The organism is Streptomyces sp. NPDC006879 (assembly GCF_042869595.1).
Taxonomy (GTDB): domain Bacteria; phylum Actinomycetota; class Actinomycetes; order Streptomycetales; family Streptomycetaceae; genus Streptomyces.
On sequence record NZ_JBIAGC010000057.1, the window covers coordinates 21,424 to 32,555 of the forward strand.

The window sequence follows — 11,132 nt, forward strand, 5'->3', positions numbered from 1 at the left end:
TCCCACACCCACCCCCCCCCCCCCCACCCCCCCCCCCCCCCCCCCGCCCCCGCCCGCCCCGCCCCCCCCCCCCCCCCCCCCCCCCCCCCCCCGCGGCTGTGTACGGTTCGCCCGGCTGCGTCAGCGGCACGTGCGCCCGCCGTTGATGCATCCCACCGCCCTGCGCATCAGCCGGTCCTGCATCACGTTGATGAAGTCACCGTGATCCGTCACCGGCTTGTGCAGCTGTTCGGGGAAGCTGTCCACCGCGAACAGGTTGGACCGCCCGCCGCCCGGCACCGCGTACACGATCCGCTGGACGAGCTGGGGTATCGCCCGGAAGCCCGAGGGGCAGCGGCCATCGGCCTGGGCGAAGGTCACATGGGTACGGTGGTTCGCGCTGTCCGTGTTCTGACCGTCCCAGCAGCTTTGGAACTTGAAGGTCCGCACCACGTTGCTCCCGCGCGGACACAGCGGGTACTTGTCCTTCAACTGTCGGTTCTCGAAACCGGTACAGCTCCATGACGCGTTGGCGTTGGCGGTGCCGTTGGTGAACGCCTTGGCGTCCCCGGTGATGATCCGCAGGAACCGCGGCATCGCGGTGACCTTGCTGACCGGGCTGCCGACGAACTTGATCGTCACTTCCCGCGGGGTGAGGATCGTGCCCGCGTTGCCCTCGGTGCCTCCGCCGGGTGCGTTCGCGTCGCGTTCCTGCCTGCCGTCCTGCAGCCGCAGCACGGGCCAGTAGTAAGTGGACTGGTCGCCGTTGGAGCAGGTGGTGCCGGAGGCTGCGAGGCTCTCGTTGGTGGAGAAGGCATCGGTGGACCGGTTGCCCACGTAGTCGTGCATGTGGTGGGCGCCGTTGGAGACACCGGGAGCGACAATCACGTTGTCGGAGTTGAACTTGCGCTGCCGGTTGGTGCCGCAGCTGGAACTGAAGCTGCCACGTGAGGAGTTCCGCAGATCCCGTGGCTGCCGCACGTTCGGCCGTACCCGGGTGATGTCGACGAAGTCGGCGCGGGCGGGGCCGTTGCCGGCAGGCGGGTTCTGGTCGCTGGAACCGTCCTTGCCGCCCGAGTCCTGCCCGGCTCCGGAGTTCCCCCCGGACTGTTCCTGCCCGTTGCCGCTGTCGGGCTGCCCCGACTTGATCTGGCAGGCGCTCATCGCGTCCAGGCCTCGCGGACGGGCCACACCGGCTCGGGCGATCGTGTCGGCGATCCTGGTGATGTTCTGCTGCCGCTGCTTGCGGAGCGCGTCGAGGACCTCTCGTTCCCTGCCACGGCGCCACGCGAGGCGCCGGTATGCCTGGGCGACTTGGGTGTCGAGCTGGGCGAGCCTGCGATCCACCTCACGCCTGGTGGAGGCGGGGACCACACGCAACCGGTCACCCACATCGGGGCAGTCGACGGTGCCGGTCCACGCTACGGAACGCTGGCCGGACCTGGGCGCCGTGACTGTGGCGTTGGCGTTCGCGGCGACGATCGCCGTCCCGCCGCCGCCCAGCACCAGCACTCCGATCAGGGCGAGGGTCTTGTTGGTTATTCGATTGCGTTTGTGGCTCTGGGGCCTCATGGAATCACTTGCCTTCGTTGAGGGCGTCGAAGTCGACCATGCCGGTCTCCTCCAGGACCGTGATGTGGTCGAGGACTACGGAGTTGGTCACGGTGGCCAGCGCTCTGACCATCGAGTTACGGCTCTGTGCCCGTACTTGGGCAATGACGGTGAACACCTTGCCGTGGGCCGCACGGAGCAGGTTGGCGAAGAGCTGCTCGTACTGGATGCCCTGGGCCGCCTGCATCTGGTCGAGCCAGCCCTGCTGTTGTGCGGTGGGGCGATTGGGCAGCGGGATACCAAGCATCTCGCCGGCCTTCAGGGCCCGCCGGTCCAGGTCGGTGTGGCCCATCACCAGGTGGTCACCGGCGTTCTTGATGGCCTCGCGCTGTTCACGCTCGCCGCGCTGCTGGGCCTCCCGTCCGGCGGGAAGCTCCCACAGCCCGGCCAATCGCACTCGGCGCACGAAGTCCCGGTCCAGCGGGCTCAACGGCCCGTAGGGGGTGCTCACGGTGCCCAGGCCGTCATCGTCGAAGCCTTGGCCACCGGCCGCCGCCGCGCTGCCCGAACCGAAGGACTGAACCGGGATGAGCAACGCCATCAAGGTGACGGCGAGCGCGCCGATGACGAGTCCGGTGCCAAGCATGCGGGTCGACGTGAGGGTTCTGGGAATGGTGGGGCGCACAGCGTCCTCCTTGCCTCGGAGTGACACCGGACGCTAGTGCCTGATGTGGGGAGTAGGTCTTAGTCTCATCACCAATGAATAAACATCATTCCAACTCCGCTACTTGCTGGTATAATTCGCCCTCCAGCTGCGCCAACTCGGTTGACTGGCATGCCATTCCGGCAAAGGACTCCGCGAACACACCCGTCCCCGCGGCCCCGGACGACCCGAACTCCCGCAGAACACCCGTCGGAACCGCTGCGGGGGTCACCGAGCGCGCCGGAGCTGTCGACGAACCCCCCGTACGTGCACCTCCACACACAGGTCCGGCCGGGCGAGTGCGCGCCGCAACAGATCGACGGCGGGCCGCAGCGGTCCTTCGATGACCTGCCCCGGTAGCCCACCGGACCGGAGGACCACGGTGATGCGCACGGCGCGGAGCGGACGCCCCACACAGCGCACCCGCGCCCGGCGGACGCCCGGGCTGGAAGTCAACTGACCTCGTAGCCAGCGCTCCAGCCCGACCCGGCGCAGCCGTACCCCCCTCTCCAGGCTCACGGTCCTCGCACCACGCCCGCGTGTTTGGAGGACGAGCCAGAGAGCCAGCACGATCGCGCCGCAGAGGAGCGCCACGGTGCTCTCCTCCCGGGACAGGCCCGTTCGGGACAGATCTGTCGGCAACATCGACGCGGCGTCCTTGACCAGCGCCGAATCGGGTAGCCAAGCGGGCACCGCCCAACCCCTCGCACGCAGGCCGGAGACCGTAGCCCACGCTGCCGTGACCACCATCGCGGCACCGAGGACGGCCAACAGGCAGCGGTTGACCAGCAGGCGCAAGCCGTTCACGAACCCGCACCCCCCTTCGGCGGATTCCCAAGCCGTCCGGCAGCCCGCACCCGCACGCGCACGCGCGGACTCCAGGCCAGGGACATCGAGGCAAGGGCCTGGTCCACCGCCTGCTCCGTTCCCAACTGCACCCGGCTCAGCTCCCCGTGGCCCGCGGTGACGCGAAGGCGAGCGGTGGAGCGGGTGAGTCGGCTGCGGACGTCTTGAACCCCGTCCACCGCAAGCGCGGCGTCCCTCAGGGAATCGGAGAGCAGGCGACGGTCCACGGTGATCTGCATTCGCTGCGCGGGCGAGGCCCACGGGACCCGCCCGCGCAGCCCGGGCGCAGCGGCCAGGAAGAGCAGACAAAGACCCCACGCACAGCCGACGGCAGCAAGCACCAAGTGCCCCGTTTCGCCCGGGCGCAGCGCCTCGGGTACCGCAGGCAGCCGCCGGTGGCTCCACCGGGCGAACAGCAGTGCGGCCAGCAGCACGAGGCCCGAGCCGGCGAACAGGACCGCCGGGAAGCTCCGCGCCGACCAGGGCCGGGGGGCCCGGTGCCCCCCATCGGAGGCGAGGGGTACCCGTTCGGAAGGGACCTGTACCGGCGGGCCCAAGGCGCCGAGGGTCACCACCGCGTCTGTGATCGGCACCCCGGCCAGGGCCCGGGTCCGGCGCAGGGTGTGCGCGCGCACCAGACGTCCCGAGGTGGCGAGGTCCCCGTCACAGGCGATCTCCAGTGTCAGGGCCAGTCGGAGGTCGGCGCCCCGCCCGCGGGCCACGGCGACCCGTGGCGTCGTGAGGAGCGGAGCGGCCGTTTCCTTGGCCGCCTGTTGGGCGATGCGCCGCACGGCCCGGTCGAGAACCAGGGTGGTCCCCCGCGCCCGCGCGGACCCGAGGGCCTCGCCTGTGTGCTCCCTCCCGGTCATCAGCGGTGCCTGTCCATGAGACTGAGCAGGTCCCTCAAGTCCCGGCCCTCCTCACGGCCCTGCCCCAGGACGTACCCCAGAGCGCCGAGGGCAGCGACCAACAGGAAGGCACCGAACCCTCCGAAATGGCCGGCGAAGGCCAGTGCCATGCCGGCGAACATGCCCGAAGAGCGGTTCAAGCTCTGCTTCTCCTTCTGCGGTGGGCGGCTCCCGGTACGAAGAGCCGTGGAGGCGTGAGGGGCTGGGCCCTGTGGACCCCTGCGCGTGAACCCGCGTCCGCGACTCGCCGAAGGGCGGCGCGAGTCGCCCACGGCGCAGCCCCAGCACGCCGGGAGCACGCGGACGCACCTTAAGGGCTGTCCCGTAATCCCCGGCGGGCGCACGGCGACAGCCCTCAGGCCACGCGCGGCTCGCCGGTGGCAGCGGTGTCGTCCTCGGGCAGGTGGACGTCGGTGACGGCGATGTTGACCTCCACCACTTCGAGGCCGGTGATGCGTTCGACCGCGTGGATGATGTTCTCCCTCACGTCTGCGGCGACTTCGGTCACGGCCACCCCGTACTCGACGACGAGTTCGACGTCGATCGCGGTCTGCTTCGCACCGACCTCGACCTTCACACCACGGCCGACGTTCGGACGCCCACCCGGCACCCGGTCCCGGACTGCGCCGAGGGTGCGTGAGAGCCCCCCACCCATGTCGTGGATTCCCGGAACCTCACGCGCCGCCATGCCGGCGACCTTGAGGACCACCAGGTCGGCGATCGTGGTCCTACCCCGGGTGTCGCTCGGCTCCGCCAGGTGCGTGGCGGAGCCGAGCGGCTCGTCCACCCGGGAGGATCCGGTGTCCGCCGTGGGGGAATTGGAGTCGATCACCGCGGTCGTCTGCGCCATCGCAGGTCTCCTCTGTTCGAAGTGGCTGTTCGGCCCGCCCGTGATGGGCGGTCGGTTGCTTGGACAGCCGGCGCGGGCGGATGTCACGCGGGAAACGAGATTTGTCCGGACCACTCGCCGCGGCGAAGGCGCCGCGACGGGCGGTCTCACCGAGTCCCAGACAGTTCAGCGAGCTCCTCCCGCAGTGCGGGCGTGCTCCGTCCGGTCCCCGCCACCTCCGTGTCCGCCGCGATCCGTCCCGGCCACCACGCCACCGGCCCGAGGTCCGACACCAGGGCGGGTACCAGGAGGAGCCGCACCACCAGGGTGTCCAGGAGAACTCCGACGGCGACGATGAAACCGATCTGGGCGAGATAGAGCAAAGGCATCACGATCAGCGCGGCGAAGGTCGCGGCCAGGACGACCCCTGCCGAAGTAATCACCCCACTGGTGGAGTTCACCGCCCGCGAGAGCCCGACCCGGGTGCCGTGGGCGACGGCCTCACCCCGTACGCGATGCATCAGGAAGATGTTGTAGTCGACGCCGAGGGCCACCAGGAAGACGAAGGCGAAGAGGACGATGGTGGGCTCGGTGTCCGCAGCACCGGTCACCAGATGGAAACAGAGCGCGGACAGGCCGAGAGCGGATACGAAGCTCAGGCCGACGGTAGCGACCAACAGCACCGGCAGCAGCAGGCAGCGCAGCAGCAGCGCAAGGATCACCGCGATGATCGCCAGCACCACGGCCATGATGACCGCCCGCTCCTGCTCGCCGGCTCGGTGGACGTCGTATGCCTGGGCGCTCTGCCCGCCCACCTGCGGGCTCCCGGGCCCGGCGGCGATGCTGGCCCGGAGAGCGGCGACGGTACGCTGTGCCGCCGAACTGTCCGAGCCGTCCTCGGTCGTGGCCAGGATCTGGGCGCGACCGGCCACGGCCAGCGGCGCTCCGTCAGCCCCGGTGACCAGTCGGGCCGCCACGACACCAGGCACGCGGGCCACCCGTTCATTCAGTTCGGCCGCGTCCTTGGAGTCAACAAGGACGACGATCGGGCTCCCCGTGCCGGCGGGGAAGTGCGCTGCCAGGACGGCCTGGGCGCTCACCGACGGGGCGTCACGGGGAAGGGCATGCTCCAAAGGCACGCCCCGGGTGGACAGCCCGGGGGCGAACAGCGCGCTTCCCATCAGCCCGACAAGCGTCAGCACCCACACCCGGCGGGGTGTCCGGTCCAGCAGTCCTGCGAGCGTCTGCCACCGGCCAGGCGGAGCAGCAGGCAGCTGCACCGCACGGGTCGGCCAGAAGGCCGCCCGGCCGCACACGGCGAGCGCCGCGGGCAGGAAGGTCAGGGAAGTCAGGGTGGCACAGGCCATGGCGACCGTCCCGGCAGGCCCCAGCGCCCGGTTGGCGGGCAGCGCGCTCAGCATGAGCGCCAGCAAGGCACCGGCCACGGTCAGCGCGCTGGCTGTGATCGGGAGCCAGGACGCCCGCCAGGCGCCCCGCAACGCTTCGGGGGCGGCGGCGCCCTGCTGGAGTTCCTCGCGGTAGCGCGCCACCAACAGCAGGCCGTAGTCGGTGCTCGCGCCGATGATGAGGACGAACACGATGCCCTGAACCTGTCCGTCCATGATCACCAGCCCGCTGCCGGCCGCCGCATAAAGGCAGGTACAGGCAAGGGCCAGCGCCAGTAACGAGCTTCCCCACACGAGCACGGGCATCACCACGCTGCGATAGACCAGCAGGAGGATCACCAGGACCGCGCCCCAGGCCACCAGCAGCAGGCGGCCGTCGACATCGGCGAACACCCCGGTCATATCGGCCTGGACGGCGGCCGGGCCGGCAAGGTGCACAGCTGCCCCTGGCACGGCCCCGGCATGCCTGCGGACCGCGGACAGCACCGTGGCCGGGTCCGCCTCGCCCGCCGAGCGCAATGGCAGCACCGCGTGGAGGGCGACGCCGTCCTCGGACCAGGTGACCGGCCCCGGTGGGCCGGTCAGCAGGCCCTGACGCGCAAGCACTCCGACGGCCTCACGGGCACGCTCCAGCCGCTCCGGTCTGAGGACCGTTTCCTCCCGGTCCCCCTCGAAGGTCCACACCACGACCAGCGGGCTGGTCGGCGTTTTCGACCACGTCCGCAGATCCTGGGCCACCCTGGCGGATTCTGATTCCTCGGGCAGCGCGGCCCCCTGTTCGCTCCGCGTCGCCTCGCTCAGGCGCACCGTGTACGGAGCGGTGAGCACCGCGACCGCGAGCCAGGCGAGGAGGAGCAGTCGTACGACGGTCGGTGCGGAGTGTCGGATGCGAAGAAGCACGGATGCTCCACCTCCCGGCCGGCGTGACACCGGCGCGATCCTCCGGGTCGCGCGCCCCGGTCGGGCACGCACTCGGATCTCTTGGGCCCCGGACCGAACGGTCCGGGGCTCGGTGGCGCATTCGCTCCGCGGCCTGACGCGGCTTGGTCCGCTGACGGAGGTTCACCTGCACGGGGGGTGTCGCGGATGTCGGCGGGTGGTTCGCCCCACCGTGACCGCGGGGGTGCGTGACGGTTGGGCTCCAGGTGTGTCCAAGCCTGTGGAGGAGGACCGTGAGCCGTGCGACAGGACGAGGGATGTGGTGAAGTGCCAGCCGCCGCAACGTACGCCGCGCAGGAGGGTCCGGATCGGCTGTTGGGTGAAGACCTCCTGGTGGCGCGGGCGAAGGAGGGCGATGACGGAGCCTTCGCCCAGTTGGTCCGCACCCACGGTCCGCGCCTGCTCAGTTTGGCCACGCGGATGCTGGGAGACCCGGTGGAGGCCGAGGACGCGGTGCAGGACGGGTTCGTCAGTGGTTGGCGTCGACTGCCCGACTACCGGGGGGAGTCAGCGTTCTTGACCTGGATGTACCGGATCGTGACCAACAATTGCCTCAATCGGCTACGGGCCCGACGCCCGCTGGAGGATCTGGACCATATCCCCGAACCCCCGGCACCGACCGGCCAGGGCTCCCCCGAGCGGGCAGCGGAGACCGGCGCCGCTTTGGACGCCCTCTCCAAGGTGTTGGGCGAACTGTCCCCGGAGCAGCGGGCCTGCTGGATCCTGCGGGAGTTGCACTCACTGTCGTACGAGGAGATCGCACAGGCCGTCGGTATCAGCCAACAAGCTGTGCGGGGTCGGATCTTCAGAGCACGGCGCTATCTGACGGAGGCGATGAGCGCATGGCGCTGAACGCACACGACACCCCCCGACCCCGACCGGAGGCGGGTGAGCAGGGCGCGGACACCGAGGAGCAGTTGCCGTGCGGGCGGTGGCTGTCCCAGCTGTGGGACGGCGCGGCGGACCCGGCGCATCCGAGCGAGTGCTCGTACTGTGCCCAAGCCCTCGCCGACCTCCGTTCGCTGGACTGGTTGGTGCGCCGCGCCAGGGCCGAGGACGCCGCGACTGTGGCGTCCGGTGGGCTGGTGGGCAGGGTGATGGACGTGGTCCGCCTGGAGTTGCGTCCGGGCCGCACCCTCGCGCTGGGGTCGCCCGACGGGGCAGGCTGGATCATCGAGGCCGCCGCGGCACGGGAGCTACGGGCCGCCGCTGACCGACTGCCCGGAATCCGGTGCGGTAGTTGTCGTATCGCTCCGATGCGTGCGCAGGAACGGAGGGGGCCGCTCAGCGTGCGGATCGAGGTCGCCGTCTCCATGGCATGGACGGTGCCGGCCGCAGCCGAGTCGGTGCGCCGGGCGATCTCCGTCGCGGCCTGCGAACAGCTCGGGCTAAACGTGCAGGAGGTGGCCGTCCACGTCGTGGACGTCCTCTGTGACAGCAACGGGAGCCACGGGTGAGGAACACTCAGACGCAGCGCGCCGACGTGGAACGGGAAGCGGTGCAAGCGACGTTGGGCGTACCGGGGGTGGCCGGTACGCAGGCCGCGCTGGCCGACCTGGTTCGAGGTCGGAGGCAGCCGGGCTCTGACGGGCAGACGGCCGGGGTGAGGGCGTCCTGGGACACCGTCGGTAGCAGGTGGTCCATCGAGATCCGTCTCAGCCTGCACCGGGGACGGCGAGCCTCGGACATCACCGAACACGTCCATCACGCGGTATGCCGCGCTCATAGCGCCGGGCCGTCGCCCTCCGTGACCGTGGTCGTTGCGAGCATTTTGTAGGCGACAAGGCCTCCTGGCCGCCGCAGCTCTCCCTGACACGCGCGCGGGCCGGAGATGGCCGGGGCAGGTCGTAGCGGAAATCCGATGAGGCCTCACGGGTGATCTCACCCCGGCGGGCGGGACACACATGAAGGCGGGTTGTCCTACTTGCATGACTGCATCCACCCGGACTATCGCACCGCACCTGCGCTCTGCGGACACCGCCTTGCCGTCGCCGGCCGAACGCAAGAGGCTCAGGGAGTCCTGGGCACTGACCCCACAACAGGTGGCCGAAGCCTTCGGGGTGACCCCTTCGACCGTCCGGTCCTGGGAGTGCGGGCGGACCTCGCCCACGGGCCAGCGGCGGACGGCCTACGCCCGTTTCCTCCTGGGTCTGGCCCAGGAGCACCTCGGTTCCGAGTCCGACGGGGTCGACGTCCCGGAGCCGCGTCGGCCCCGGCACACCACATCCCTGGCTACCCCTGAGGCGAGATACCGGGACACGGCCCCCGCTCCGGTGAGCGCACGGCCGGTGCCCTGCCTTCCCACCGCACCGACCCCGTCGAGCACGGCCAGCACGACCCTGCGGCCCGCGAGGACAAGATGGTCCGCCGTGCCGGTCGGCCGGCTGACGTCGTCGACGAGGTGGGGTGCGAACGACCCCGTCTCCTACGGACGTCGGCGGCGCCTCGCGTACGCGGCCTGCGCATGGCTCAGCTGGGTATTGGCCCTCTACCTGGTGCTGACGATGCCCGTCGGGCACTGAATTCGGCCGGGAACCGCTCGGTGGGGCACCGCTCTGGATGCCTCACCGGGCGGCTCTGCCCAAAGCCCGTTTCCCAAGAGTCCCGCGTCGGGACCGTGCCGCCTACTTGGGCATCAGAACGGTGTCGACGATGTAGACCTGGGCGTTGGCGGTCTTGACGTTGCCGCAGACCACCTGGGCGTTGTCGTTCACCTGGTAGTTCTCACCGCTGCCGGCGGTGGTGACCATGCCCTTCTGGAGGGTTTCGAAGGAGCCGTTCTCCAACTGCTGGGGGGACAGCTTCTGGCCGACCACGTGGTAGGTCAGGATCTTGGTGAGGGTGTCCTTGTCGGCAAGGACCTTGTCGAGGTCGGCCTTCGGGATCTTGGCGAAGGCTTCGTTGGTGGGGGCGAAGACGGTGATGTCCTTGGCGTTGTTCAGGGTGTCGACCAGGCCGGCCTGCTTGACCGCGGCAACAAGGGTGGACAGAGCGGGGTTGTTGGAAGCGGCGGTGGCCACCGGGTCCTTGGCCATCCCGTCGAAGCTGCCCGCACCGTCCTTGGGCACACCCGCACAGGCCGGCCCGAAAGGCATGTCACCGTTCTCGGCGCTTTCGACGGCGGCGGCGCCCTCGGGCGCCGCCGCCTCGTTGGTCGCCGCCGCGGTGGAGTCCTTGTCCGCGTCGGAGGAGCACGCGGTCAGGGAGAGGGGCAGAACGGCCGCCGCGACAACCGCAAGGGCCGTACGACGGATACGAAGGGCGCTGGTCATGATCTTTTCTCCTCGTTGAACCATGTAAAGGGGTTGGGTATGGTCCGCGCATCGGCGCCCGGGGGGTCGCACGAAGTCCGTGGGCTTCACTGTCTGGTCGCTCCCGGCGCGGTCGAGGACGGATCCCCTCCGCCCTCGGCTTCGACCCCGGGCAGCACCGCCAGCGAGGAGCACCGGGGCGAGGACGCCGGGTGGTTCGCTGGGTGGGGCCACAAGTGCCGGATGGCGGCGATGGCGCGGAAGCTGCTCACACGGTCCATTCGGCACGCTGCCGAGGACGGATTGGCCATTCCACCGATAGGGTGAAGTCCGGCATTTGGGTTGACTATTGGGACGGTCTCCTTCGAAGATCCGCCTGCGCGGGAGCATCCGACACTCCCGGGCAGACCGCCCCCGCGGAAACCAGTGTCCGAAGGCACCCATCCGCACGTGCGTCCGCTACGAAGTCCCTTCACAAGCGCGGCACCGGCCGAACCCGCAGTGACCGCACCCGCGAGGGTGGCTCTTTCGACCTCGAAGGACTCTCATACGATGCATGAACCCCGGCGGACGCCCCGAGACCACCGGGAGCCCCTCCATCTCACAGGACGGAGCGAGGCACCCCGGCAGTCGTTGCCTTTCGGTGTTCCTGATCGTGCTGGTCCTGGGTTGGAGGAGTTGATGGCGCAGGTCGCGTGTGGGGACAAGGACGCTTTCTCC

12 protein-coding genes (1 of these 12 running past the window's edge) are annotated in these 11,132 nt (G+C 70.1%); 3 read left to right on the top strand and 9 right to left on the bottom strand.

Translation table 11 applies throughout. The features are described from left to right. The 8 genes from ACFYMC_RS27240 to ACFYMC_RS27275 all read right to left on the bottom strand — a co-directional run. A protein-coding gene (locus ACFYMC_RS27240; protein WP_388529960.1) for an RNA polymerase sigma factor crosses the window boundary here: on the bottom strand, nt 1-27 show its beginning. The gene continues 840 nt to the left of window position 1, outside the view; 27 of the gene's 867 nt are visible here — the first part of the coding sequence; the start codon lies at nt 25-27; the stop codon falls past the left edge of the window. Nucleotides 28-120: 93 nt separating this feature from the next. Continuing rightward, nucleotides 121-1,551 carry a DUF1996 domain-containing protein gene (locus ACFYMC_RS27245; protein WP_388529963.1) on the bottom strand — a complete coding sequence of 477 codons (1,431 nt, stop codon included), beginning with the start codon at nt 1,549-1,551 and terminating at the stop codon, nt 121-123. Between the two features lie 4 nt (nt 1,552-1,555). Continuing rightward, a complete protein-coding gene (locus ACFYMC_RS27250) occupies nt 1,556-2,215 on the bottom strand; it encodes a DUF4142 domain-containing protein (RefSeq protein ID WP_388529966.1) in 660 nt (219 codons plus the stop codon). Between the two features lie 246 nt (nt 2,216-2,461). Further along, on the bottom strand, nt 2,462-3,040 hold the full coding sequence (locus ACFYMC_RS27255) for a hypothetical protein (RefSeq protein ID WP_388529969.1): 579 nt from the start codon (nt 3,038-3,040) through the stop codon (nt 2,462-2,464). Then, a complete protein-coding gene (locus ACFYMC_RS27260; RefSeq protein WP_388529972.1) occupies nt 3,037-3,948 on the bottom strand; it encodes a DUF6286 domain-containing protein in 912 nt (303 codons plus the stop codon). The genes ACFYMC_RS27255 and ACFYMC_RS27260 overlap by 4 nt, the downstream gene beginning before the upstream one ends. Further along, on the bottom strand, nt 3,948-4,127 hold the full coding sequence (locus ACFYMC_RS27265; protein WP_388529997.1) for a hypothetical protein: 180 nt from the start codon (nt 4,125-4,127) through the stop codon (nt 3,948-3,950). The genes ACFYMC_RS27260 and ACFYMC_RS27265 overlap by 1 nt, the downstream gene beginning before the upstream one ends. 215 nt (nt 4,128-4,342) lie before the next feature. Then, entirely contained in the window at nt 4,343-4,837 is a 495-nt protein-coding gene (locus tag ACFYMC_RS27270) for an Asp23/Gls24 family envelope stress response protein (RefSeq protein ID WP_388529974.1), read from the bottom strand. A gap of 146 nt (nt 4,838-4,983) precedes the next feature. Beyond that, the gene (locus tag ACFYMC_RS27275; RefSeq protein ID WP_388529977.1) at nt 4,984-7,122 is read right to left on the bottom strand and encodes an MMPL family transporter; all 2,139 of its coding nucleotides are present in this window, start codon (nt 7,120-7,122) and stop codon (nt 4,984-4,986) included. A gap of 306 nt (nt 7,123-7,428) precedes the next feature. On the opposite strand from ACFYMC_RS27275, the gene ACFYMC_RS27280 reads away from it, so the two are divergent. The 3 genes from ACFYMC_RS27280 to ACFYMC_RS27290 all read left to right on the top strand — a co-directional run bounded on the left by ACFYMC_RS27280 (nt 7,429) and on the right by ACFYMC_RS27290 (nt 9,683). After that, nucleotides 7,429-8,013 (top strand): RNA polymerase sigma factor, encoded by a 585-nt coding sequence (locus ACFYMC_RS27280; protein ID WP_388529980.1) that lies wholly within the window; start codon nt 7,429-7,431, stop codon nt 8,011-8,013. Further along, entirely contained in the window at nt 8,004-8,618 is a 615-nt protein-coding gene (locus ACFYMC_RS27285; protein WP_388529982.1) for a hypothetical protein, read from the top strand. The genes ACFYMC_RS27280 and ACFYMC_RS27285 overlap by 10 nt, the downstream gene beginning before the upstream one ends. Before the next feature lie 471 nt (nt 8,619-9,089). Beyond that, nucleotides 9,090-9,683 (top strand): helix-turn-helix domain-containing protein, encoded by a 594-nt coding sequence (locus tag ACFYMC_RS27290; protein ID WP_388529985.1) that lies wholly within the window; start codon nt 9,090-9,092, stop codon nt 9,681-9,683. Between the two features lie 102 nt (nt 9,684-9,785). Here ACFYMC_RS27290 and ACFYMC_RS27295 read toward each other — a convergent pair whose 3' ends face one another. Beyond that, complete coding sequence (locus tag ACFYMC_RS27295) at nt 9,786-10,433, bottom strand: fasciclin domain-containing protein (RefSeq protein ID WP_388529988.1); 648 nt, start codon at nt 10,431-10,433, stop codon at nt 9,786-9,788. Nucleotides 10,434-11,132 lie beyond the last annotated feature (699 nt).